At 60.6% G+C, this 23,883-nt stretch carries 26 protein-coding genes and 2 pseudogenes; 13 read left to right on the top strand and 15 right to left on the bottom strand.

The window, feature by feature from the left end; translation table 11 throughout:
• Positions 1-347: 347 nt before the first annotated feature.
• Positions 348-2,237 (bottom strand): molecular chaperone HtpG, encoded by a 1,890-nt coding sequence (gene htpG, locus AC1DUP_RS28915; RefSeq protein WP_477836129.1) that lies wholly within the window; start codon positions 2,235-2,237, stop codon positions 348-350.
• Between the two features lie 359 nt (positions 2,238-2,596).
• Between htpG and AC1DUP_RS28910 the strand changes: the two genes are divergently transcribed.
• Both AC1DUP_RS28910 and AC1DUP_RS28905 read left to right on the top strand, forming a co-directional pair.
• Positions 2,597-3,793, top strand: coding sequence for a helix-turn-helix domain-containing protein (locus AC1DUP_RS28910; protein WP_477836127.1), 1,197 nt, complete (start codon positions 2,597-2,599; stop codon positions 3,791-3,793).
• A 248-nt stretch (positions 3,794-4,041) separates the two neighbouring features.
• The gene (locus AC1DUP_RS28905; RefSeq protein ID WP_162747058.1) at positions 4,042-4,302 is read left to right on the top strand and encodes an alpha/beta hydrolase family protein; all 261 of its coding nucleotides are present in this window, start codon (positions 4,042-4,044) and stop codon (positions 4,300-4,302) included.
• Positions 4,303-4,499: 197 nt separating this feature from the next.
• On the opposite strand, the gene AC1DUP_RS28900 is transcribed toward AC1DUP_RS28905, so the two are convergent.
• Positions 4,500-4,742, bottom strand: a complete 243-nt coding sequence (locus AC1DUP_RS28900; RefSeq protein WP_477836208.1) for a hypothetical protein — start codon at positions 4,740-4,742, stop codon at positions 4,500-4,502.
• 200 nt (positions 4,743-4,942) lie between these two features.
• On the opposite strand from AC1DUP_RS28900, the gene ku (AC1DUP_RS28895) reads away from it, so the two are divergent.
• From ku (AC1DUP_RS28895) to ligD (AC1DUP_RS28885), 3 genes are read left to right on the top strand one after another with little or no spacing between them, the layout of a single operon-like run.
• Entirely contained in the window at positions 4,943-5,842 is a 900-nt protein-coding gene (gene ku / locus AC1DUP_RS28895) for a non-homologous end joining protein Ku (protein WP_477836125.1), read from the top strand.
• Positions 5,843-5,857: 15 nt separating this feature from the next.
• Complete coding sequence (ku, locus tag AC1DUP_RS28890) at positions 5,858-6,667, top strand: non-homologous end joining protein Ku (protein WP_477836123.1); 810 nt, start codon at positions 5,858-5,860, stop codon at positions 6,665-6,667.
• Entirely contained in the window at positions 6,664-7,707 is a 1,044-nt protein-coding gene (ligD, locus tag AC1DUP_RS28885; RefSeq protein WP_477836121.1) for a non-homologous end-joining DNA ligase, read from the top strand. Before ku (AC1DUP_RS28890) ends, ligD (AC1DUP_RS28885) begins: the two co-directional genes overlap by 4 nt.
• A gap of 133 nt (positions 7,708-7,840) precedes the next feature.
• On the opposite strand, the gene AC1DUP_RS28880 is transcribed toward ligD (AC1DUP_RS28885), so the two are convergent.
• From AC1DUP_RS28880 to AC1DUP_RS28865, 4 genes are all read right to left on the bottom strand, one after another.
• Positions 7,841-8,380 (bottom strand): DUF4334 domain-containing protein, encoded by a 540-nt coding sequence (locus AC1DUP_RS28880; protein WP_113509333.1) that lies wholly within the window; start codon positions 8,378-8,380, stop codon positions 7,841-7,843.
• Positions 8,325-9,236 (bottom strand): hypothetical protein, encoded by a 912-nt coding sequence (locus tag AC1DUP_RS28875; RefSeq protein ID WP_477836118.1) that lies wholly within the window; start codon positions 9,234-9,236, stop codon positions 8,325-8,327. The genes AC1DUP_RS28880 and AC1DUP_RS28875 overlap by 56 nt, the downstream gene beginning before the upstream one ends.
• A 31-nt stretch (positions 9,237-9,267) precedes the next feature.
• Complete coding sequence (gene ligD / locus AC1DUP_RS28870; RefSeq protein ID WP_477836116.1) at positions 9,268-11,904, bottom strand: DNA ligase D; 2,637 nt, start codon at positions 11,902-11,904, stop codon at positions 9,268-9,270.
• Between the two features lie 156 nt (positions 11,905-12,060).
• A complete protein-coding gene (locus tag AC1DUP_RS28865) occupies positions 12,061-12,294 on the bottom strand; it encodes a hypothetical protein (protein ID WP_477836115.1) in 234 nt (77 codons plus the stop codon).
• Between AC1DUP_RS28865 and AC1DUP_RS28860 the strand changes: the two are divergent.
• The 4 genes and pseudogenes from AC1DUP_RS28860 to AC1DUP_RS28845 form a co-directional block, all read left to right on the top strand.
• Positions 12,205-12,459 (top strand): annotated as a pseudogene (locus tag AC1DUP_RS28860) (Y-family DNA polymerase); the annotation flags it as partial. The gene AC1DUP_RS28865 and the pseudogene AC1DUP_RS28860 overlap by 90 nt on opposite strands.
• Complete coding sequence (locus tag AC1DUP_RS28855) at positions 12,419-12,559, top strand: hypothetical protein (protein WP_477836198.1); 141 nt, start codon at positions 12,419-12,421, stop codon at positions 12,557-12,559. The pseudogene AC1DUP_RS28860 and the gene AC1DUP_RS28855, both read left to right, overlap by 41 nt.
• Positions 12,560-12,572: 13 nt before the next feature.
• Positions 12,573-12,794 carry a hypothetical protein gene (locus AC1DUP_RS28850; protein ID WP_477836113.1) on the top strand — a complete coding sequence of 74 codons (222 nt, stop codon included), beginning with the start codon at positions 12,573-12,575 and terminating at the stop codon, positions 12,792-12,794.
• A gap of 76 nt (positions 12,795-12,870) precedes the next feature.
• Positions 12,871-13,140 (top strand): DinB/UmuC family translesion DNA polymerase, encoded by a 270-nt coding sequence (locus AC1DUP_RS28845; RefSeq protein ID WP_477836111.1) that lies wholly within the window; start codon positions 12,871-12,873, stop codon positions 13,138-13,140.
• 29 nt (positions 13,141-13,169) lie between these two features.
• Here the strand turns inward: AC1DUP_RS28845 and AC1DUP_RS28840 are convergent, their stop codons facing one another.
• Entirely contained in the window at positions 13,170-13,664 is a 495-nt protein-coding gene (locus AC1DUP_RS28840) for an SOS response-associated peptidase family protein (protein ID WP_477836109.1), read from the bottom strand.
• 312 nt (positions 13,665-13,976) lie between these two features.
• Between AC1DUP_RS28840 and AC1DUP_RS28835 the strand changes: the two genes are divergently transcribed.
• Entirely contained in the window at positions 13,977-14,567 is a 591-nt protein-coding gene (locus AC1DUP_RS28835) for an SOS response-associated peptidase (RefSeq protein WP_477836107.1), read from the top strand.
• Between the two features lie 627 nt (positions 14,568-15,194).
• On the top strand, positions 15,195-16,280 hold the full coding sequence (locus AC1DUP_RS28830) for an ROK family protein (protein WP_113308575.1): 1,086 nt from the start codon (positions 15,195-15,197) through the stop codon (positions 16,278-16,280).
• 354 nt (positions 16,281-16,634) lie between these two features.
• Here the strand turns inward: AC1DUP_RS28830 and AC1DUP_RS28825 are convergent, their stop codons facing one another.
• Positions 16,635-16,949, bottom strand: coding sequence for a hypothetical protein (locus AC1DUP_RS28825; protein ID WP_113296255.1), 315 nt, complete (start codon positions 16,947-16,949; stop codon positions 16,635-16,637).
• Between the two features lie 148 nt (positions 16,950-17,097).
• Here AC1DUP_RS28825 and AC1DUP_RS28820 point away from each other — a divergent pair, with 148 nt between their 5' ends.
• Positions 17,098-17,667 carry a type 1 glutamine amidotransferase domain-containing protein gene (locus AC1DUP_RS28820; RefSeq protein ID WP_113296254.1) on the top strand — a complete coding sequence of 190 codons (570 nt, stop codon included), beginning with the start codon at positions 17,098-17,100 and terminating at the stop codon, positions 17,665-17,667.
• A 39-nt stretch (positions 17,668-17,706) separates the two neighbouring features.
• Positions 17,707-17,795: pseudogene (locus AC1DUP_RS28815) on the top strand (IS6 family transposase); the annotation flags it as partial.
• Positions 17,796-17,929: 134 nt separating this feature from the next.
• Here the strand turns inward: AC1DUP_RS28815 and AC1DUP_RS28810 are convergent.
• From AC1DUP_RS28810 to AC1DUP_RS28780, 7 genes are read right to left on the bottom strand one after another with little or no spacing between them, the layout of a single operon-like run.
• On the bottom strand, positions 17,930-18,652 hold the full coding sequence (locus tag AC1DUP_RS28810; RefSeq protein ID WP_477836104.1) for an amino acid ABC transporter permease: 723 nt from the start codon (positions 18,650-18,652) through the stop codon (positions 17,930-17,932).
• Positions 18,652-19,302, bottom strand: a complete 651-nt coding sequence (locus AC1DUP_RS28805) for an amino acid ABC transporter permease (protein ID WP_113296252.1) — start codon at positions 19,300-19,302, stop codon at positions 18,652-18,654. The genes AC1DUP_RS28810 and AC1DUP_RS28805 overlap by 1 nt, the downstream gene beginning before the upstream one ends.
• Positions 19,295-20,074 carry an amino acid ABC transporter ATP-binding protein gene (locus AC1DUP_RS28800; protein WP_113296251.1) on the bottom strand — a complete coding sequence of 260 codons (780 nt, stop codon included), beginning with the start codon at positions 20,072-20,074 and terminating at the stop codon, positions 19,295-19,297. The genes AC1DUP_RS28805 and AC1DUP_RS28800 overlap by 8 nt, the downstream gene beginning before the upstream one ends.
• A gap of 59 nt (positions 20,075-20,133) precedes the next feature.
• Positions 20,134-21,015, bottom strand: a complete 882-nt coding sequence (locus AC1DUP_RS28795; protein WP_477836102.1) for a substrate-binding periplasmic protein — start codon at positions 21,013-21,015, stop codon at positions 20,134-20,136.
• 27 nt (positions 21,016-21,042) lie between these two features.
• Positions 21,043-22,194 (bottom strand): NAD(P)/FAD-dependent oxidoreductase, encoded by a 1,152-nt coding sequence (locus AC1DUP_RS28790; protein WP_477836100.1) that lies wholly within the window; start codon positions 22,192-22,194, stop codon positions 21,043-21,045.
• A complete protein-coding gene (locus AC1DUP_RS28785; RefSeq protein WP_113296248.1) occupies positions 22,191-23,567 on the bottom strand; it encodes an FAD/NAD(P)-dependent oxidoreductase in 1,377 nt (458 codons plus the stop codon). Before AC1DUP_RS28785 ends, AC1DUP_RS28790 begins: the two co-directional genes overlap by 4 nt.
• Positions 23,564-23,869 carry a (2Fe-2S)-binding protein gene (locus AC1DUP_RS28780; protein ID WP_113296247.1) on the bottom strand — a complete coding sequence of 102 codons (306 nt, stop codon included), beginning with the start codon at positions 23,867-23,869 and terminating at the stop codon, positions 23,564-23,566. The genes AC1DUP_RS28785 and AC1DUP_RS28780 overlap by 4 nt, the downstream gene beginning before the upstream one ends.
• Positions 23,870-23,883: the final 14 nt, after the last annotated feature.

The following is a 23,883-nucleotide window of genomic DNA, read 5'->3' as shown; positions in this document are numbered from 1 at the left end:
TTCAAGACCGGCGTCTACTTATGGCGATGAGCTTGCCAGGCGACCTCTCGACGCAGCGATCGGGATGCGGTCGTAAAAGATCAAATCCCGTTTTGAGTCCTTCCGGGCCACTATGCTTCCCTATACTCAAAAACGCCGGTCTGAGGTTGAGTGCGTACTCGAAGAATTCACTTAAGATCGGGACATCGCCATCCGTTTCGACGTTCGAAAGGCGCCGACACGCTGCGGCAGGGATCAAGCTTCGCCGCGAAGGCTGCTGTGCAGCGAAGCTTGATCCGACCGATTTTCCAGTAAAACTGCCAATTCCAGGTTTTGACCTGCCAGCGAGAGGTCGCCTGGCTGCGGTGCTACCTCGCCCGTCCGATCGCCAATGCAAACAGTCTGGCCTGCCTTTCCGCGAAAGCGCGCGGATTGGTGGGCTTGTCCCCGTCGAGAATACGGGCTTCGTCGAGCAGGAGCCAAGCGGCATCTTCGCGAAACGCCTGATCGTCCATCGCGGCAATGCTTTTCACAAGTTCGTTCTGCGCATTGATTTCCAGGATCGGCTTCGACGCGGTCTGTAGCCGCCCTGCCCCCTGCAGCAGCTTCTCGAGCTGTCGATCCGGCCCATGTTCGGAGGCGACCAGGCAGACGGCACTTTCGGTCAACCGACCGGAGACCCGCACGTCGGCAACCTCCTCTTTCAGGCTAGCTCGCGCAAAATCGATGAATGCTGCAACGTCGGGAGAGGCTTCCAGGGCCTGCTCATCTGTGCTTCCCTCGCCGGTAATGTCGTTCAGATCGGCAAGACCCTGGGTGACCGACTTGAAGGACTTTCCCTCGAAATCTGGGACATTCGTCGGCCAGAAATTGTCTACGCCATCTGTAAGGAGAAGGACTTCGATACCTTTGGCTCGAAAACCTTCGAGTTGCGGCGACGATTTCAGTTGGTCCAGACTGGAGCCGCTGATGTAATAGATCGCCGACTGCCCCTCTTTCATCGACGCCAGGTAGTCGGCCAGACTGCGGGTTGTTTCACCGGATAGAGTGCTGCGGAAGCGCGCCAGCTTCAGCAACTGCGAGCGCCGCTCGAAGTCTTCATAAATTCCTTCCTTAAGGATAGCGCCAAACAGGTCCCAGAATTTTGAAAACGTCTCGGGCTCACCTTCGGCCATCTTCTCAAGCGCGGTGAGGATCCGGCTGGTTACGCCTTTCTTGATGGCGCTCAGCACCGGGCTTTCCTGAATCATCTCGCGGGAAATGTTAAGCGGCAGATCCGAGGTGTCGACGATGCCGCGCACGAACCGCAGGTAACGCGGCAGCAACTCGGCTTCGTCGGTAATGAAGACGCGCTTCACGTAGAGCTTCATCCGACCCTGTCGATCCGGATCGAACAGGTCGAAAGGTTGCGAACCGGGGATGAAGGCGAGCGTTGTGTATTCGTGGCGACCCTCGGCGCGGAAATGCACATTGGCCAGCGGCTCGTCATACTGACCGGAGACACCGCGATAAAAATCGTCGTAATCCTGCTTGGATATCTCGCTTTTCGGTTTTGTCCAAAGTGCAGCGCCGTCTGAGATCTGCGACGGCTCGGCGCCGTCTTTCTCAGTAAGGCGGATCGGAACAGGCACATGTCCGGACTGATCGCGAATAATCTTTTCGACCGTCCATTTGCCGGTATATTTCTTTGCGTCCTGCATCAGATGCAGCACGACACGCGTGCCCCTCGCTGGCGCCGCGTCGGGATCGATGGCGACGATGTCATAACTTCCCTTGCCGTCCGACGACCATTTCCAGGCTTCGTCCTGACCAGCACGGCGGGAAATAACATCGACCTGCTCGGCGACCATGAACGAGGAATAGAAGCCGACGCCGAACTGGCCGATCAATTCCGCCTTTTCGCCAGCCTTGGCAGCCTCAAGCCGCTCCATGAACGCCTTCGTGCCGGAGCGCGCGATCGTGCCGAGCGCGTCGATCATCTCGTCGCGGCTCATGCCGATGCCGTTGTCCTCGATGACGAGCGTCAACGCCTCTTCATTGAGGCTCACGAGAATTCCCGGCGGGGTCGAATCCGCCGAGAGCTGCGGCTGGGAAATCGACTCATAACGCAGCTTTTCGCAGGCATCCGCAGCATTCGAGATCAATTCGCGGAGGAACACATCCTTGTCCGAATAAACCGAATGCACCATCATGTGCAGCAGCCGGCTGACATCGGCTTCGAATGCGTGGTGCTCAGGCCGATCTTCTACTGTCGTCATCGATAATCCCCATTGCGCTGAAATTGCCGGTCAGATGGCTTTTTCACCACCGGATTTCAAGCGCCAATGACAACCCACGCTCAAGGATTTCCAGTCAGCGCATTCATCGTCTTTGCAGCCGTAGCCACTGACTTGACCGTGGTGGCGTGACACACAAGCTTAGCTACCTCCGCCCGAGAAGGCCAGGAGCTCCGGGTGGCCGCCGCCAAACCGGTGGCGACGTTTACCGCCTGACGGTTGAGTAGAATCAAACCCTACGCCGGAACAATTTTTCGACCAACGTCTTTTCACCGGAAAATCAGACGATAGCACCCAGGATGCATCGTTGGCAGTCTCGACCGGCTTTGGAGGATCGGTCCATGATGAAATCTCTAAGAATACTAACCGGAAAACCAATACTCCTCGTGGAGGATGACTACCACGCCGCTACAGCACTTGCCTCTAGCCTTCGCCAGTGGGGCGTCGACGTGGTGGGCCCATCTCCGAACGTCGACGACGCTCTCAAAAAAATCAGAGAAAACCGCGATCTCGCCGGTGTGGTCCTCGACGTGAACCTTGGCGGGGAAATGTCCTTCCCGGTTGCCGACGAACTCGACCGGCGGGGCATACCGTTTCTGTTTGCCACCGGCTACGAGCCGAACATCATCCCAGTCCGCTTCTCTGACAAGATCGTGCTCCGCAAGCCGCTCGAGGACGAGGCCACTATCGCTGCCCTACTGTCGACGACAACCCCGCGTTCGGCATCTGGTGAAGACGCGTTGATGAACGGGATTCTGCGTCTGCTTCCGCAGCAGGAGTTCGCGCAACTGCTTCCCCATCTTCGGAAGCTTCACCTCCCCCGCGGCGCATTGCTTGAAACGGCGAGCCAGATCGTCGAGCGTGTCTTGTTTCCTGTCGACTGCGTTCTTTCGCGCACAACAGTTGGTGCCGCCGGAACCAGGGTCGATACTGCGTTTGTCGGAAACGAAGGCATGACCGGCAGCGGGATCGTCGTCGGCGATGACAAGGCAACCTACGACCTGATCAACCGGGTCGAAGGCGATGTCTTGGCGATCTCGGCAGATGATTTCCGCGCCGCCATCAAGGCGGGGCCTACTCTCCGGCTGATCTCCGCCCGCTACGAACGATCGATCTGTATCCAGGTCGGTCATGCGGCTCTTGTGATCGGTCAATTCGACATCCCCACCCGGCTTGCCAGATGGCTCCTGATGATCCAGGACCGGTCGGGGAAGGCTTCCCTGGACATCACACATGATACGCTTGCGGGTTCTCTCGGCGTCAGGAGACCGTCAGTCACTGCCGCAATGCACCTTCTTGAAGGCGAACTCCTCATCAGATCGACAAGAAGCAATGTACTTATCCGTGATCGCGACGGCCTTGTCCGATTTGCCGGTGAGGCATACGGAACTCCTGAAGCCGAGCATCGGCGTCTGCTGGCCCTGCCCGCACTCGTCGCGCCGGCTGGGCAGCCGACGAAACTAAAGGCAGGTATCCCCGAAGGACGACCCTTACCGGGTTCCGGTTACCTTCCGGCTTGCGATCACGATTACCGCTAGTTCATCATCCGCACGGCATTGTTGCGATCAAGACGACAGCAGAAGTACGTATGAAAGCATGCCGCTGGGACGGGAAGGAAAACATCCGCTGCGACGACGTTTCAGACCCAAGGCAGGATCGCCTCTATGAGACGTCCGACAGGCGGTAACTCCATGAGTGAGCTTGAGCTCAGCGCTAGTGATTTGCATCAGGCGCAACGTTTCAACGCATTCTTGAATCGCCTTCCTCGCTTTCATACGGGGCGCCGATGGCTGCCAGACTAATTCAAGCCGCTCTTCGTGCCGAAAATGCTCTGATGCCGGACGTGCGAAAGTGGAGGGACGAGCTGTCCGTTCTCAAGATACCGGGCACATCTGCATCGATCCGCCTGACAAAGCCTTCCGGCTTGCCACGGGCGATGGTTGTCCATTTCGATGACGGAGCGTGGATCATGGGACATGCGCGGCTTGAAGACCGCATTGCTGCGGCGATTGCCGAGGAGTGCGGCGTAATGGTCGAGGTCGTTTAGTTTCGAAACGCAATCGATGACAACCTGATTGCGACAATTGAAGACTGTCTCCTCGCAACCGACTTTCTAGCCGGGAATCTTCGGCGTTTCGGTGTCGAACGCCTCGCCTTTTCGGGACAGTTGTCCGGTGCGCATCTCGCGATGGTGAGCCTGCTCCACCTTCAGGCTTCTGGCCGGTCCGAGATTTTTTCAGGCTTCTACGGCATGTGTGGCGCATTCGATCTTGAAGGCTCCGAGAGCCTGAAACATAGCCGGTCCGACAGCCTCCTGATAAGCGGGCCATCAGCGCTTGCAAACCTTACGCCCTGGCCTGGCTTAGCGTCGTGACGCGCATCGGCGAAGAGGGACCGCGAGACGTCAACACTTTCGAACTGGCCCTGCTCGTCGCGACGGACATAGCGTTTGTCGGTGCCGGTTTCGATCAGTTCACGCTTGCTCATAGGAGGACTCCTTAGGGGTTGTTCCATATGGGGAACGCACGCCGGCGCTAAAAAGATGCATAGAATCATAAGCCTAGGCAGGACTCGCAAAACGCGCATTCGGATAGCGCTAAGTCATTGAAAAATGATTCGTTTCGAGTCGGAACGATTCGCCGCCGAATCACTTGAATCGCTTGAGTTGTGTCCGGAGGGTCGATGTCATGGCGGGTCCAAGAGCCAATTGGAAGGGCTACATCAAGTTCGGAGAGGTTTCCTGTCCGGTGGCGCTCTATACCGCCGCATCGTCCTCCGAACGGATCGCGTTCAATACGCTCAACCGCAAGACCGGCAACAGGGTCAAGCGGGAGTTCATCGACAGCGAGACGGGCGATCCCGTCGAGCGCGAGGATCAGGTCAAAGGGTATGAGGTCGAGAACGGCCAATATGTCGTGTTCGAGCCCGAGGAAGTCGCGGCCACCGTGCCCGAGAGCAACAAGACATTGAACATTGAGGCCTTCATTCCCTGCTCGCAGATCGATACCACCTATTTCGACAAGCCCTACTACCTGGCGCCGGACACGATGGGTACGGACGCGTTCGTGCTGCTGCGAGACGGCATGAAACAGCAAGGTGTCGCAGCCATCGCCCAGACCGTGCTCTTCCGCCGGCTGCGCACCGTCCTCATTCGGGTGTCTGGCAAGGGGCTGATCGCCTCGACGCTGAACTTCGACTACGAGGTCCGCTCGTCGGAAAAGGCGTTCGAAGACATGCCGGATCTGAAGATCGAAGGCGAAATGCTCGAGCTTGCGGAACACATCATTGGCACCAAGAAGGGCAGTTTCGACGCCAGCACATTCGATGACCGCTATGAGGCCGCCGTCGCCGAGCTGGTGAAAGCGAAGATCGAGGGCCGCGCGCTGCCGAAGAAGAAGGCTCCGGTCGCATCGAAGCCTGGCGATCTCTTGCAGGCACTTCGCGAAAGCGCCGGTATCGGCGCCAAGCAGACGAAGCCAATGCATTCCGCTGCCAATGCCAATGCCAACCGAGGTGGCCGCCACAAGGCAGCAAAACCGGCCGCGAAATCGAAACAGGCCACGGCGACGACCCGCCGAGCCGGCTGATCGGAGGATGCCGCCATGGCTCTACGTCCCTACTGGCGAGGCTATCTCAAACTCTCACTCGTCACCTGCCCGGTGCAGATGATGCCGGCAACCTCCGAGAGCAAGAAGGTCCGTTTCCATACGCTCAATCGCCAAACCCAGAACCGTGTGGTCAGCCACTATGTCGATTCCGTCACCGGCAAGGAGGTGAAGGAGGAAGACGAGGTCAAAGGCTATCAGCGGGGGGAGGACGAATACGTCATTCTCGAAGACGACGAACTCGAGAATGTGGCTCTCGAGAGCACGAAGACGATCGATATTTCCACCTTCACGCCGCGCGACAGCATCGAATGGATCTGGCTCGACACGCCCTATTATGTCTCCCCGAACGACCCGGTCGGTCAGGAAGCCTTTTCCGTCATCCGCGATGCGATGGAGGCCCAGCACATGGTGGGCATATCCCGGCTGGTGATCTCGCGTCGCGAGCGCGCCGTCATGCTCGAGCCACGCGGCAAGGGCATAGTCTTGTGGACGCTGCGCTACGGTGATGAGGTCCGCGATGAAAACAGCTATTTCGAGGGTATCGGCGATGAGCTGGCGGACTCGGAGATGATGCCGCTCGTCCAGCAACTGATCAAAAAGAAGACGAAGGACTGGAGCCCGAAAATGGTCGGCGACCCGGTCCAGGAGAAGCTGCTCGATATCATCGCGGCCAAGAAGAAGGACCTGAAAAAACCGGCCAAAGGCAAGACCAAGCCTCAGCCGTTCTCACCAGCCAGCAATGTCGTCAATATCATGGATGCGCTGAAAAAGTCCGTCGCGGCCGAACAGCGGACCGGCAAATGAGCCGTCACGCCAAACCGCTTCTGCAGGACGATCACGTCGCGAAGTCGAAGCCGGCCCGGCCGCGCGATCCGGCGCAACCCCATCTTCCGTTCGACCCGATGCCGGACCGGGTGGAGCCATGCCTGGCGCTCTTGAAGAAAGCGCCGCCCACAGGGCCGGACTGGACATTCGAGGTGAAGTGGGACGGCTATCGCCTGGCGATCCACATCGAGCCGAAGGGCGTCAGGATCATCACCCGCGGCGGCCACGATTGGACGCACCGGTTTCCCGCCATTGCCGAGGCAGCAGGAAAGCTGGGCGTCGGCACCGCGATCCTCGATGGCGAAGCCGTCGTGCTCGATGATGAAGGGCGTTCGGATTTCGGCGCGCTGCAGCGCTCGCTTGGTGGGCGCGGCGGCAAGCGCACGTCGACGGAGTCGGTGTTTTTTGCTTTCGACCTTTTGTATTTCGACGGCCATGATCTGACGGGAACCGAGCTCTCCGTCCGCCGACACCTGCTTGAGGACTTTCTCCATGGCGCCACCGGCGCGGTCCAGCTCTCAGACGAAGTCCATGGCGATGGCGCCACGCTTCTGGAACATGCCTGCTCGATCGGGCTTGAAGGCATCATCGCCAAGCATCGGGATCAGCCCTATCGCTCCGGCCGTACCGGCGACTGGCTGAAGATCAAATGCGTTGAGAGCGAGAGCTTCATGATCGTTGGCTACGAGCGATCTAAAGTTGCGCGCGGTGGGATCGGCAGCCTGCTTCTCGCCGGCCGCAAGGGCCTTGGCTGGGTCCATGTCGGGTCGGTCGGCACCGGCTTCAATACGAAGACCGCCGAAGATCTCCGCAGCACGCTCGATAAGCTGAAGACCACTCAACCAGCCGTCCCGCTCAAGGGCAAGAATCTGGTGTTCGCGGAACCGACATTGATCGCCGAGATCGAGTTCCGCGGATGGACACGTGACGGCAGCTTGCGTCACGCATCCTACAAGGGCCTCCGTGAAGTCCAGGACAATGCTGCAGTCTTCGACATGAACGAGAGGCCGGGAGGCTAAATGGACAGGGCGCTCGACCCTTGCGGGGAGCGCCCTGTCCGACCCGGAGGATCGCACGCGCCAGACAGTCTGCGCGGCAAGGCGATCGTCGAAACGGGTAGTCGGCGATAAATGGTATCGGGATGACTGGTCTTCAAGGTTCGTCGACGCGCTCGAGTTCGAAGAAATAGATCCGCTCGTCGCCGCTGATCGTCATTGCCCCGATGACCCTCAGGTCGTCTGTCCGCCGGAAATGATCGACGATCGGCTGGTGATCGTAGACCATGGCGGCACTCTTGGCGCCGTCAAACGCCATGGTCTTCAGCGAAGCGACCGGACCCCTCGCCCGCAGACGGCGGTGAAGATAGGAAAACAGGTTTCTCGCAATAGTCGTCCTGCCGACCTCATGGAAACGTAGCGCCAGCTGAAGGGGTATCCATTTCGGATCGATCGCAGTCAGCCGGTGTTCGCCAGACCGAAACAGCAACGCGTCGGCGCGCATGTTGGGCGTAAACCGCTTGCCGAACCAGCCGAGATTTTCCAGCACGCCGTCGAAGGGATGCCCGGCCGGTATGCCGTGCCCTTTCCATAGGCCGACGAGGTCACGCGGCTCGATCGACGACAAGCGTCGGAATTCCTCAAGCATTGCCTGCTGGTCTCTCACCGGATGGGTTGTCCTTTTGCTTGCGCTCATTCGTCCGCCGCCTGGATTTGGCGGCCCGCCGAGCAGTGCGCAACTCCTCAAGCGTTGGTATCCACCAGCCGCGATCGCGTTCGTGTTGTTCCGGCGGCGTCCGCGCCGGCCAAGTCGTCACCAGTTCTTCGAAAGAACCTCCTCGCCATGACCCCCAGACATAGTCCTCCCCTTCCGCCGCGGCAAAATAGAAGGCGCTGACCGCCACCGGATCCGCGAGTTCGCCATCGGTCTTGGTGAAGAAGACGATGCCGATATGCGTGCCGATCGCGCAATTGAACGGCGGGGTATCACCAGCGGGAACCGGATAGCGCTTCCGCCGGCGCTCCCTCGACCTCGCCTTGGATGCCTCGTCTTCTTCAGTACCCTTGATCGCCTGCCGCCGTGCCCGTCGTGCCGCCGGCTCGCTCCGTTCGGCGGCCGCCTCGATCGCCTGCCACCGCTGCCGCAGCTCCTCGAATGAGCGATAGGGCACGGTCCAGAGGCGGCGGTCGGCATCCCAGCGCGCATAGGGGATTTCCCGGATTTCGTCGATGACGGCGCGTGAATAGGGCGTCCGGATCTGGAAGCTCGCTGGTGCGGCCTCAAGGTAACGGCTTTCGATCGGCTCGAAGGCCAAAGCGTCCCTGCCCTTTTCGTCCGCGAAGGTGTCGGCCTCTGCTTCCATCTCGGCAAGCCAGCGGCCGATGCGTTTTTCCGCCCTTCGGCCGGGCACGAACCAGGCATTCAGCCTGTCGTTCCACCGGGCACGCGGAAACGCCTCCCTGAAACGCTCTACCGTTATCCGGTCATGCGGCAAGTCGGTCGTTGCCCCCTCAAGCGGGACGGGGGCGGATGTGTCCTTTGTTTTGTTCATAAGACATTGCCTGGAAGCCATGCTTCGGAGATCACGCTGCCCGTCCTGGTTTCCCGAGGCGCTTGATCGCCTGCTCGAGCGATCGCTCACCGTCACAATAATCCTGCCAGGCGGAGGTTTTCGCAAGCAGCGCCGGCACGGTGCGCAGGTTAAACCGCTTCGGGTCGAGATCGGACTTCACCTGCGTCCAGGTGAGCGGCATCGACACGGTGGCGCCGGGCCGCGCGCGCGGCGACAATGGCGCGACGGCGGTGGCCATGCGATCGTTGCGGAGATAATCGAGGAAGATCCGGCCACCTCTCAGACTCTTGGTCATCTTCGTCAAATAGAGGTCGGGATTGTCGCGCGCCATCTGCTGACAGACATCGTGTGCAAAACCCTTGGCCTCGGCCCAGGATAGCGGTTTTCGTCTATTGACGGCGAGCGGGGTCACGACATGCAGCCCTTTGCCGCCCGTGGTCTTGCAGAAGCTGACAAGGCCGAGCTCATCGAGACGGTCGCGCATCTCGCGCGCCGCCGCGACCACCGTCGAAAACGGCACATCGGGGCCGGGATCGAGATCGAACACCAGCCGGCCGGGCACTTCCGGCTTGCCGGGCTCGCAATTCCACGGATGCAACTCGACACCGCCGATCTGGGCAATCGCCGCCAGTCCCTCGATCCGATCGATCTGCAGGTAAGGCTTCTTGTCACCGAAGACCTTGACCAGCTCGAGAAGGTTCGACGTTCCGGGCATCGCATGTCGCTGGAAGAACTGCTCTCCGCCGATCCCATCGGGCGCGCGGATAATCGAACAGGGCCGGCCTCTGATGTGCTCGATCAACCAGGCACCGACGGCTTCATGATAGCGCGCCAGCTCTTCCTTGGTGACAGGCTCACCATCGCCGGCGTCTGGCCAGAGCGGCTTGTCGGGATTGGAGATCAGGACGCCCATGACCTCGGCCTTTGCGCCTTTGCGCCGGACAGGCCTGTGCTTGGCGGCCGCAACAGGTTTGGCGGTCTCGATCTTGGCAGGCGATACCGGCTTCTCGGCCTCGACCTCCCTCGAAGGCTTGTCCTCGCGCAGCCCCTTGAAGGCCGCCTGACGGACGAGGCCGTCTGCGGTCCACCCCTCGAATTCGATTTCGGCGACAAGCTCGGGCTTCACCCAAACAACGTCGGCCTGCGTCTTCGGAGCGCCGATACCGCTGAACGGCGACCGCGCCGCCTCGAGCGCCTTGAGTTTCGGAAGGAGTAACTCGACTTTCCCGGCGCTGTAGCCGGTTCCGACACGGCCTACATAGACGAAGTGATCACCGCGGTAGACGCCGACCAGCAGCGAGCGGAACTTGCCGTTGGTCTTGGCGTATGCGCCGATCACCACCTCGTGGCCGGCCCGGCACTTCGATTTCGCCCAGCTGTCGGTGCGGCCTGATTGATAGGGCGCATCGATCTGCTTGGAGACGACACCCTCCAGATGGAGCTTGCAGGCGGACCGCAGCACTGCGTCGCCACCGGATTCGAAATGTTCAACGTAGCGGACGCGCGGATCGTCGCCGGCACCGGCAAGCAGATTTTGAAGCCGCTCCTTCCGTTCGACCAGGCGCATCGACCGCAGGTCCTCGCCGCCGTCAAAGAGCAGGTCGAACGCGAAATAGACGAGATCGCCGGTCTTCCCCTCCGACAAAGCGGCCTGTAGGGCCGCGAAATCGGGTGCACCATTCTCGTCGAGGGCGCAGATCTCGCCATCGATGATGCAATCGGGAAGTTCTGACGCCGCTTCCGCGATTTCCGAATATTTCGCCGTCCAGTCGAGGCCCTTTCGCGTCTTCAGCGTCGCGGCGCCATTGGCAACGCGCATCTGGATCCGGTAACCGTCGAACTTGATTTCGTGCAGCCAATCATCGCCGGCCGGTGGCCGAGCAAGCTTCTCGCAGAGCTGCGGATCGATGAAATCCGGCAGGTCGACGACAGTGGAGGTCGCGACAGTCTTGCGCGACCGCTTTTTGCGCGCGTCGGCCGCCAGGCCATGTTTGCTGTCCCAGACCGCATCCGCCTCGACATCCCCATTCTCCATCATGAACGGTCGCGGCTTGCGGCCCTTGCCCGCGGCGATCTGATCCATGCTGCGGGCGGAGGCGACCGATGTCGCATTTTCTTCGAGAATAGCCGCGCCGTTTTCCTGGACGGAATGGTCGTCGTGATGTTTGATCAGCAGCCAGTTGGTCCGCTTGCCGCCATCACGGTCGTTGCCCATCCGGACGAGGACGAAACTGCCATGCAGCCTCTTGCCCTCCAGGATGAACTTGAAATCTCCCTTCCTCAGGGCCTCCTCGGGGGACTTCCTGCCTTCCGGTTCCCAATAACCGCGATCCCACAGCATCACCGTGCCGCCGCCATATTGCCCCTTGGGTATCGTTCCTTCGAAGTCGCCATAGTCGAGCGGGTGATCCTCGACCTCGACCGCCAACCGCTTGTCGTGCGGGTCGAGAGAAGGCCCCTTGGTCACTGCCCAGGATTTGAACACGCCGTCAAGTTCGAGCCTCAGATCATAGTGGAGCCGGGTGGCATCGTGCTTCTGGATCACGTACCGCCGGCGGTTCGATGGCTTGACATGCGTCTCCCCGCTCGGTTCGCTGGTCTTTTTGAAGTCGCGCTTGGCGCGGTATTTCGAGAGATTGTCTGCCATAATATTGCGGACCCTTTCCATGGCACGAGGAGCCAAGCCGGCCTCAGTCTTGCCGGTGTCAAATCTCCACGGAACGAAAACGCCTTCGGCGGCCGGTAGTTTCGCCTGTGCGTCCGAAGGCACCCATCGAAATGGGTGATATCGCGCTGAAGCCTGCTATTTTCTCTTTTCGTTTCGGCACGAGCTCAATATGCAGATGCAATCGCGATCGAAGAAGCCGCCATGACCCCAATTCGAAAAATCGTGCACATCGACATGGTCGCGTTTTATGCGTCGGTCGAGCAGCGCGATAATCCCGATCTGCGCGGCAACCAGCTGGCGGTCGGCGGATCGGCCGCCCGCGGCGTTGTCGCGGCAGCAAGTTACGAGGCCCGCGCCTTCGGCGTTCACTCGGCGATGCCGTCGGTGAGCGCCAAGCGCAAATGTCCGGATCTGATCTTCGTGCCGCCGCGCTTCGATGTCTATAAGACGGTGTCTGCAGCAGATCCGCGAGATCTTTGCCGAATATACGTCGATGATCGAGCCGCTGTCGCTCGACGAGGCCTATCTCGATGTCACCGAAAATCTGAAGGACATGGAGAGATCGCGCTGGAGATCCGCGCCAAGATCAAGCAGGTCACCGGCTCAATGCCTCGGCCGGCATTTCCTACAATAAGTTCCTCGCCAAGATGGCATCTGACCTCAACAAGCCCAACGGTCAGGCCGTCATCATGCCGAAGAATGGGCCGGCCTTCGTCGAGGCCCTCCCCGTCAAGAAATTTCATGGCGTCGGCACGGCAACGGCCGAGAAGATGCAGCGGCCCGGGATCGACACGGGCGCCGACCTCAAGGAGATGAGGCTCGAATTCCTCATCCACCATTTCGGGAAGTCGGGGCCCCTATTTCCATGACATTTCCCACGGCATCGACGAGCGGCAGGTCAAGCCGAGCCGGGTGCGTAAATCCGTCGGCGCCAAAGATACGTTCTTGCAGGACCTCCATACCCTTGAGCCGGCCAACGAAGGGCTCGACCCGCTGATCAGGAAGGTCTGGGATTATTGCGAGGCCAATGGGATCGGCGCCAAGACGGTGACCTTGAAGATCAGATATGCCGACTTTACCCAGCGCACCCGCAGCAAGACGGTTGCGGCCCCTCTGCCGGCGATCGCCGATCTGCTGCCGGCGCCGACCTTCCCGCCCCGCAAAGGCATCCGCCTGCTCGGCGTTACCCTGTCCTCACTGGAGAGGCGCGCTTAGGCCGCGCAACCGCAGTTGCGGCTGGCGCTCTACACAGCCAGCATCGGCTGGGCAGGAGCGCCCGCGTGACGCTTGACCCGGAATGTCCCCGCCGGCAACGGCCGCAGGATTTCGTCTTCGGGCAGCAGTCCGTCGAGCCAGGCCATGCGTTGGTCGCGAGCGAGAACCGCCATCTGTCGGTCATGAAACGGCGCGATGTCCACATTCGCTTCGATGGTCAGGATGGCATAGGCCTGCGGCCAATCCTCAGTCGCCGGCCGCCAAATCCCGGCGAAATAGAACCAGTCCCCATTTGCGAGCGAAAAGCGGAAGCCCTTGTGGCGAAACTCGGAAGCCGGCACCAGGCAGCGGTGGGTCGGAAATGTTCGGCCCTCCGATCGAACGACGTTGACGGCGCGCGGACTGCCATCGCGGGGCCGCAGCCCCCAGGGCAGTTCCACCATCTCCAGGTCGCTCTCATGGCGCCTGACGATGACCCGGCGCTCGCCGAGCGGGGCATCGGACTGGAAAACCGTCGCACTCATAACGGTTGGAACATATCAGGAACATATTCGTTAGGCAAGTCTGATGGATCGTGTGCGGATGGTGGAAAGCTGCTAATCTCCTTTGATGCGCGCCGATGAGACCGAGCTTCAGATGGTCATGCGACACGTTCGAGATGGCGCCGCCATCCTCGCGCGTCAAACCGTTCTGATCAAAAGGCTTGCCGCTCTCCGCCTGCCGACGAGGGACGTGGAGGATCTCTTCGTTCTGCTGGAACGCCTACAATCCGCGCACATATTGACCTGCAGCGGCTCGGTCGCTCGGTGATGGGAACGCACTCGAAGGAAAGAGCAATGTGCAATGACTATCGGCTGATGGTGGATGTCGCCTCGGTTGTCGAAGATTTCGCCGACCTCAAGATCAAGATCCGCTTCGGTGAAGGCGCACCGAACCTTCAGGCGCGTGAGGACATCAAGATCACCGATATCGGCGCCATCGTCCGGACCTTCGACGGAACTCACGATGAGGCCGAGCTCGTGCAACGGCGCTGGAGCTGGCCTGGGCCGAACAAGCGGCCGGTCTATAATTTTAGGTCGGAAGGGAGGGAATTCACTTCCAATCGCTGCCTGATCGTCGCCGACGGCTTTTACGAGTTCACAGACCCCAAGGACCCCCAAAAGAAGCGCAAGGACAAGTGGCTGTTCACCAAGAAAAATGAGCCGATCTTCTGCATCGCCGGCATCTGGCGCGAGATGCCGGAGGTCGGCCAGGCCTTCACCATGCTGACGATGGAGCCGGGACCAGACATCGCCCCCTATCACGATCGACAGATCGTCATCCTGGAGCGCAGCAGTTGGGCCGACTGGCTCGATCCAAGAGTTTCTGCAAAGTCGCTGATCAGGCCGCTTCCGACAGGAACGCTATTGGTGGAGCAGGTCGGTTAGCCGCAATCCGGCGGTGTCGACGAAACGTTCGGCGTCAAGCGATTTGAGGAGAGGTTCAGAGGCTATCTTGACCCCTTGAACTGAAGTCAGATCAGCAGGCGGGCCAAGGTGTCCTCGTCCTCCACCCACGCTGAGATGACTGAATGATGCGGCTGGCTACGTCCTCGCGCTCGGCGGCTCTATCTATCTGTTTTGTCGAGATGACGTCATCATACACCCGTTGGTACAAGGCCGATTCGGCCTCATTCAGCACGTCATAGGCGCTGCGAACGTGGGTATAACTCACCGGAGGGCGTCGCCCATGACTAACGGCTCAAGACCAAACTGGACTGAAACTGTCTTGCGTCGGCAAGGGCGGCCGGTCGGTTTAATTGCCAGCTTCTTCACGACATTGGAAAAGCAAACCCACGGCGCAGATCGTCGCCAGGTTAAGTGATAGCAGCCGCCACTGTCGCAAAGCTCCGATATGAGGCGCGATGGCGCTAACCCGCAACTGCCGGGCGGACGAGACACGTGAAAAAGACCGCCGTCCAGCGACGCACCTTCATTGTTTCTAAACTCCCTGGAACACCGAAAGTCAGTCGTGCGTTTCTGCGGTCCCGACATTTGGAAATTCCGCGAGCCTCCATGACAAAACCAAACCGTAAGCCTGCCAATGATACGACGCCACTCGTTCACGGCGCGGCCACATTGCCCTCAGTTGTCATCGACGACTACAACAACGAGGCCCGGGATAGGAAAGGATTCATTGGCGACGGCGCGAACAAGAAGTCTTTCCGCCACAAGCTTGACGAACAAAGAATGCTGATGCGAGCGCTTGGACGCGATCCCTTTGGCAAGATCCCGACCAAAGAACTGAAGAAGAAGGATATTGACGCGCTGCTTTCCGGAGAAGATGCAGGGGCTGCAGCCTTGGTCTTAGGCGCTGTAGAGGAGTTTTCCGGCGAGTTTGCCGCCGTCATCAGAAAGTTTCTGAACGAAAAACCGTGGAAGAAAACAGAACGGATTGCCGTTGGCGGCGGGTTCCGGCAGCGCAAAATCGGCGAACTTGTCATCGCCCGCACGATGATGCTTCTCCGGAGCGACGGCGTCGAAATCGAGCTCGTCCCGATCGCGCATCATCCAGACGATGCCGGTCTGATTGGTTCGGTGCACCTGATGCCGGAATGGATGCTCAAAGGCCATGACGCGATCCTCGCCGTTGATATCGGCGGAACCAACGTCAGGGCGGGCGTCGTCCACTTCGGGAAAGACACCAAAAGCAAAATCGAAGATGCCTCGGTGGTGGCCTCGCTCATCTGGCGGCATGCGGATGAAACTCCAAGCCGGACCTCAACCGTCGCGAAGCTCTCGGAAATGCTTAAAGAACTGATTGCGAAGGCGGCCGAGGCCAAGCTCCACCTTGCGCCATTGATCGGGATCGGCTGTCCGGGCGTGATCGAGACCGACGGTGCGATCGTTCGAGGCGGGCAGAACCTTCCTGGCGGAAACTGGGAAAGCGACCATTTCAACCTGCCGGCGGCTCTCGTGAAAAGCATTCCTGAAATCGATGGGGCTGAAACCTTTGTCATAATGCACAATGACGGCGTCGTTCAGGGACTTTCACAGATCCCGCTGATGACCGATGTGTCGAGCTGGGCGATCCTGACGATCGGCACTGGACTTGGAAATGCCCATTTTACCAATCGCGTCCACGGGCAGACGGACATATAAGTCAAACTCATCTCTCCTGCCCGTTTCGAGCGAAAATGGCGTTCAAGGTCGCGGCAGGCCGAACATGCCGGGATTGGAATTCCTGTACCGACGGTCGAAGAATCCAACCACGCCCACAGAGAGCGCTGCGCTATCGCTCGGCGAGATATTGTGCGCGCGGACATCGACTTTAACATGGAGGAAACCGAAGGATTTCAGCGCTGCTGCAGGTCTGCCAAGAGGATATGAGCTGTCGCAGTTTCGGGATATTGAATCCGTCCGTTCCCGTGACCGAAAAAGTCTGGTGTAAGAATGGCTTGGCGCTCACCCTGAAAAACGCATGATTGACGGTCGACGTGCGGCGTGCTGCTCAAGTCATCCGGAAGGCGTCAGGCTTATTACGGTTCCGCTGTCGACAACGATCCAGAGGGTTCGGATCATATCGGCCGCCTCGAGAAGACCGTCTCGACTTTCCTGCGGCGATGCCTCCTCGACTGCCGACGCCAAGTCTGTCAACCGGATGACAGCGTCGTGCTCGGTGCCGTTGACCGGGATCCCAATCACGTCCCTCAAATCCCGAATGGTGGTGATTGCCCGGAAGAGCAAATTCTCGATCTCGCGGGTGGTCTGACGATCGACCTCGTTGGCGGCACGCACGAGCTCGGAGACAAAGGACGGGATACTGATCATGGACGCAAGAAAACTGATTCAGCCTGCGCGCGCAACACTGCGAAAGGCCTGCCAACGATTGATCGCTCCGGCTACGGAACATCGAGACCGCTTGCAGGTTTCCACATCGACACTCCTGTCGAAATCTTCAACAGCAAGGAAGAATCCCATGACCCTCGCAGGGAAGAAGATTGCCATCCTCATCGCACCGCGCGGAACCGAAGATCCGGAATTCAAGCAGCCAAAGGAAGCTGTACAGGCCGCGGGCGCAACCGTCACCGTCGTAGGCATCGAAACCGGAGAAGCGAAGACGAACATTGGCGACCTGGACCAAGGCAGCAGCTACACGGTCGACAACGCTGTAAGCGAGGTGTCAGCGAATGACTTTGACGGCCTCGTAATTCCGGGCGGCACAGTTGGAGCCGACAAGCTCAGGGCGAACCCGGAAATCGTCTCGTTCGTGACAGCATTCTTCGAACAGGCAAAACCCGTAGGCGTGATCTGCCATGGACCTTGGCTGCTGGTTGAGGCCGACGTTCTCAAGGGGCGCAAGGTCACCTCGTATTCGTCCATCCGCAAGGACATCGAAAACGCCGGGGGCATCTGGGTCGATCAGGAAGTCGTCACCGACAAGGGGCTGGTCACGAGCCGCAAGCCGGACGATCTCGCGGCCTTCTGCGCGAAGATCATCGAGGAGTTCGCTGAAGGAAAACACCCGGAACAAGCTCGTAGCGCTTGATATCGTGAGGGCTCCATCATGGCGCCGAAGAGGTGCCTTATGCTGGCGGTGCGCGGCATCATCGTCTCGCACCAGACGATCCGTCTGCGGACCGAAAAATTCGGCAGGGATTCGCCAACACGATCCGCTGTTGTAACGTTACGGCATAGCGCCTTGGGTATGTTTCGCGCCCCACTGCCTCGGGAAGTGTGAGGAGTTTTTCATAGTTGCTAAGATCTCCTGATCGTAATGCTTGGTATGGATGGCGCGATGTTGGAGGCTGTCACGAAGAGGACGAAGCCGTGGTCAGACGATCGACCGGCGCCTGGGATTTTCGCTTCGTTTTCGGAAAGCGCAAGCGCCACTCGATATGACGGGCTGCAAGAGACGCCGGCCAGGCGAGGCAAAAGTAGAGCAGCGCTGTCAGCGCAAAGACCTGCAAGGGCAAAAAGCTCTCCGACATGATTTCTCGTGAGACAAGCGTCATTTCGGGAACGGCGATGAGGGCGGCGATCGAACTATCCTTCAGTAGCGAGACGAGATTGATCAAAAGAGGAGCAACCGTATGACGGATTGCCTGCGGGAGAAGGATCAGCCTGAATGTCTGAAACGGGGTCAGGCCGCTTGCGAGCGCCGCTTCTCGTTGGCCCACCGGGATCGCTTCGAGCCCGGCGCGGAATACTTCTGAGAGATAGGCGGCATAGACGGCGGCAAGCCCAATGGTCGCGGCCAGTTCCGCCGGCAGAGTGATGCCAGCGCCTGGCAGCGCGAAATAGACAAGATACAAGATGACGAGGATCGGAATGCCGCGTGCGACGGCGATATAGATCCGGGCGATGAGGCGTAGTGTCGCCTGACGGCGTGAGCGAAGAAATTCGAGCACGAGGGCGAGCAGAAAGGCGAGAGCAAAGCCGCCGGCCGTCAGCATCAGCGTGCCTCGCAGACCGGACAGCATGCGTGGTCCCCAATCGCCGAGATTGGCGAGGAACGTATCGACAAAAAACATCAGTGGGTCTCCAGCTTGCGTTCCACGAGGAAAACCGACCCGGCGACTGCCATCGTCAGAACGAGATAGATGGTTGCCGCACAACCATAGATCAGCGCGGTCTCGAAGGTTTCGTTGACCAACTGACGCGCGTTGAACATCACCTCGGGCGCTGCGATCGCTGCAACGAGCGAGGTGTCCTTGACAAGGCCGACGGCATAGTTGCCAAGCGACGGCAGCGCGAGCCGCAATCCCTGCGGCAGGATGATGAACCGGAAGGCCGCGAGCGGCTTGAGGCCGATAGAGGCGGCCGCTTCCTTCTGGCCGAGGGGAACCGCCTGGAAGCCGGAACGGAAAATATCGACCGCGATCGCTCCGCCGATCAGGCCGAGACCGAGAATCGCGGCGACCATCGAAGAGAGCCTGATCCCAGCGGCCGCGAGCCCGAAATAGAGAAGAAACAGGAAGGTCAGGCTCGGAACGTTGCGCAGGGCCTCGACATAAAGACGGATCAGCAGATGAAGCCAGCGGCTCTTCGACAGGACGGCGATCGTTGCGAGGCCAAGTCCTATGACAATCGCCAGGATCAACGCTCCAGCCGTGACTTCGACGGTCACCCACACGCCCGTCAGCAGGGCTTCGGCAATTCTGTCGAGAAGGGTGCTATCCATCGCGGCGCCCTCCCCGCGACAGGCTCGCCAGGAACTGCTTGAGGCGCGGTGATTGCGGATTGTCGAGAAGGTCCTTTGCCGGTCCCTGCTCGACGATACGACCACCGTCCATGAACAGGATGCGATCGGCAACCTCGCGGGCGAAGGCGATTTCATGGGTTACGAGCACCATCGCCCTTCCTTCTCCCGCCAGTTCTTTGATGACGCTTAGAACCTCGCCGACGAGCTCCGGATCGAGCGCCGAGGTCGGCTCGTCGAAGAGCAGGAGTTTGGGCTGCTGGGCGAGCGCGCGGGCAATCGCCACGCGTTGCTGCTGGCCACCGGACAGGCGTCCAGGCATCTCGTCGACCTTGTGATCAAGATGTACCTTCGCGAGCATCGCTTCCGCCATGCGAGAGGCTTGGCTCCGAGCGATGCCGCGCACCTTTCGCGGCTGCAGCGAGACATTGGCGCGAACACTCAGGTGCGGCCACAGATGAAAATGCTGGAACACCATGCCGATTTCGGCGCGCTGCGGCGCAAGCTCGAGATCGCTCATGCGACGACCATCTCCGCGGCTGCCGATCGCCTTACCGTCCAGGCGGATATCGCCTGCTGTCGGAGGTTCGAGATAGTTGATGGCCCTGAGACAGGTCGACTTTCCCGAGCCACTCGGCCCGATGAGCGCAATCCGTTCGCCGCGTGTGAGCGCAAAGGACACATCGGTCAGAACCGTATGATGACCATAGGCCTTGCCGAGACCGGTGACCTGAAGAAGATATTCGGCGGCCATGTCCGCCTCCTTGAACAATGAGAAGAACTTACGCGGCCGGCTACCCGGCCGCGTGGCGGCTACTTCCCGCAGACTGGCGGCGTCCAATCGGTCAGCCGATCGATACCGACCCGGAAGTTCTCTGATGACGGGGTGTAGTTCGCTCGGCTGACGTTGCCGTAGCGCTGGCCGATCGCGTTGATAGTGCAGGAGGTCCAGAGGTTGCGGATTTCCCCGCTGAGAGCTGCCGCGAGCACGGCGTTCTCTTTCGACAGACCGAAGACATATTGCCGCCCGAGACCGGTCAGCAGTGGATAGTCCGGATTGTTGTCGGTGAAGGGCAGGTTGACGAGCCCCCAGGCCGGATTTTTGGCGAGTGCGTAGTCGATTACCGGCGGGTCGCCGACGAGCGCTTCGATGCGGCCGGCGAGAAGATCGCGCAGTGCAGCGTCCGAGCTGTCATACAGAGACAGTTCGAGACCCTTGATCTTCCGGAGTTCCGGCAGGAAGGAGAAGCCGGTCATCGATCCGACCTTGCGGTTTTCGAGATCTTTCAATGCATGCCAGGCCGCCTCCTTGGGCGAGGTGATGCCGTTCTGGAAATAACCGGTCGGGTCGGTCAGGGACAGCGTTTCGGCGCGCTGCTTCGTCCAGGCGACATTGCCGCCGATAATGTCGACGCGACCGGTCTGGACGGCGGCGATCGCTCCCGACCATTCCATCGGCACCGGCTTGATCTTCAGCGATAGTCTTTCGGCAGCGATCTGCAGGATATCTCCGTCATAACCAGCAAGCTTGCCGTCGCGTGCCACCAGGCCTGGCATGTCGCCGGTAATGGCGACCGATAGGACCCCCGCTTCGGCAAGATGATAGGCCGGGTCGGTTGCCGCCGATGGATCCGGTTGGAGCGCGACGGCGATCCCGATGGCGCCACCGAGCAATCCGAAAATGAAATGCTGCATGTCTGTTCCCTCTGTTGTGGATGGTTGTCAGGTTGAATGAAGACCTGCCGCGTCCGACGCAGCGGGTCTCGTCTCGAAACGGCTCATCGAAAGCCCATCGATCTCTGTTCTTGAGTGACCCTCGAGGCAAAGCTCGGCCAGCACGGCACCGACTGCGGGTCCGAGCTGGAAGCCGTGACCCGAAAAGCCGAAAGCGTGAAAGAGCCCATCAAGTCTGGGGCTCGGGCCGACGACGGGCAGACCGTCCGGCATGCGGCCCTCGATGCCTGTCCAGGTCCTGACGAGCAGGACATTGGCAAGTGCGGGTACCATCGCGATTGCGAGCCTGGCCGCCTCGCATGTAACCTCCGCAAGGGGGCGTGCCTTCAACTGGTGCCGGTCGGCAGTGCCGAGGCCGCTTCCGAAGACGACGCTCCCCTGCCCTGTCTGGCGGATATAGATGCCGCCGCCGCAGATCCCGAGATTGGGGCCGATCAGGGGTGCGATGGGCTCCGTCACACACATGTTCGGCGCCATCACAGCTTCTTCGACCTGGTCGCCGAGCGATGCCGCGATCGCAGCGCCCCAGGCGCCGGCGGTGTTAATGAGCCGCCGTGCGCTGACGGGTGACAGATCGCCGGGCAGCCAAAGCAGAAACCCCCGCTCCGACACCCGGATCTCTTCGACGGGGCAGCATTCACGGATGTCGGCGCCGAGCGCGCGGGCCGCGCGGGCGAAGGCTGGCGCGACCAGACGGGGATTGGCCTGGCCGTCTTCCGCGCAGAAGGAGCCTCCGGCATAGATTGGCGCAACATACGGAAAGCGCAGGCGCAGCTCGGCTGGTTCGAGAATTTCGGAATGAATCTCGTGGCGTCCAAGCAGCTCCCGGTGCGCTGCAAGGTCGTGCATGTCCGCATCGTTTCGCGCGAGCTTCAGATGACCCGTCGCCCTGAATTCACAGTCGCTGCCGACCAGGCTCTGCAGATTATCCCAGATGCCGCGGCTGCGACGCGCGAGCGGCAGTTCCGCCGGATGACGGCCCTGCTGGCGGACACCCCCATAGTTCACACCGCTTGCCTGCGCTCCGCAGCGGCCGCGCTCAAGCAGGACGACGGAGGCGCCCATGCGCCGCGCATACAGGGCCGCCGCGCAGCCGGCCAGACCGCCGCCGACGATCGCGATGTCGAAGGACGCAGTCATCGGCCAATCTCCGCGAGATGCTTGAGCGGCATCGGTTTGATCGGAGCCTGACCGCGCAAGCGGCCGACCGCGCTGATATCGACCCGGGCAGTCGCCGCAATGAGCTCGGCAGCGGTCGGCGCGCAGATGCGTCCCTGGCATCGCCCCATGCCGAGTCGGCAGAAGGCCTTGATACGATTGATGTCCGACTCGCCCGATTCGATCACAGTCCGGCGGATGTCGCCTGCGGTGAGGCCTTCACAGCGACAGACCATGGTCTCATCCGGCAGTGTTTCGGCGATGTGCGACGGAAAGGGGAAGACGCGATCGAGAGCATTGCGAAAGCGCGCCGCTCGTCCGATCACGCCCCGGTCGCGCTCTGAAGGACCTTTTTCCTCATGTGCACAGTCCCGAAGCAGTGCCGCAGCCGCGAGCCTGCCGCTCGCGGCTGCGATGACGCTGCCTCGAACAGAGGAGCCCTCGCCTGCCAGATAGACATTCGGGAGTGACGAGCGTCCGTCAATGTCGACCTTCGGCAGCCACTGTCTCTGCGGTGCGTTGAATTGGAAGTCGACGCCGAGGAGGTCGGCGATCTGCGTCTCCGCTTTCAGGCCATGCCCCACGGCGAGCGCATCACAGGCAAGGAACATATCCCGGCCATCACAGCGGAACTCTAGTCCATTCACGCGGCCATCACCACCGCGCGTCGCCTCCGCGGGAACAACACCGGTCAGCACGGGAATACCATGCGCCCGAAGCCAGGCGATAAAATAGAGCCCGCGGGCGAATGTGGTACCGCCGGAGGCCAGTGCCGGAAGGGCCGACAGATCGTTGAAGGGTTTCGCGGTCTCCAGGACAGCCGGGACAGTCGCCCCGGCCCGGGCATACTGGTAGGCGACCAGATAAAGAAGCGGCCCGGTGCCTGCAAGCACGACAGTCCGGCCGATCAACGATGCCTCCGCCTTGAGTGCGATCTGCGCACCGCCTAGACTGTAGACCCCGGGAGCCGTCCACCCCTTCATCGGCACGACGCGATCCATGGCGCCACTTGCGATGATCATGTGCGACCAGCGCTGCACGAAGGCGCGCCCGCGGCTCACCAGATGAAGTGCGCCGGGTTCGGCGCTCCAGACTGCTGTTTCGGCGTGGTATTCGATGGCCGACTTAAGATCGGCCACATCGCCGCGGAACGCTTGAGCCCGCCTGGCGTCGAAGCCGTAAAGATCGCTCAACGATCGCGAGAGCTCCGGCTGGGGCTTGCGGAATATCTGGCCGCCCGCAGATCGGGCCTCATCGATCACAACCGGACGAAGGCCGGCATCGGCAAGCGTCCTGGCCGCGGCGATGCCGGCCGGACCGGCACCGATAATCACGATTGGCTGAAACGGTTTCATCGAGGCGCCTCCGGCGATCGGGTCAGGAGCCGCATGCCGGCATCGACCATGCTGGTGCACGCGCGAAGACGTTCGCCGTCCTCGCGCCAAAGCCAGCAGTCCTGGCAGGCACCCATCAGGCAAAAGCCGGCGCGAGCTTCGTCCATGAATTCAAAGCTGCGGACATGACCTGGATCGGACCGCATCGCCGTCAGCACAGTTTCACCCAGGCGGGCGCGTACCCGCAGGCCGTCGACGAAGACGCTGATGGCAGCTCCTGCGCGCAGATCCGGCCTTACCCGGCCGCTTTCCACCAAATCCATGGCTGAAATCTCTC

The sequence above is a fragment of the Rhizobium sp. 01L419 genome, assembly GCF_056400025.1.
This window is presented reverse-complemented; position numbering and strand designations above follow the sequence as displayed.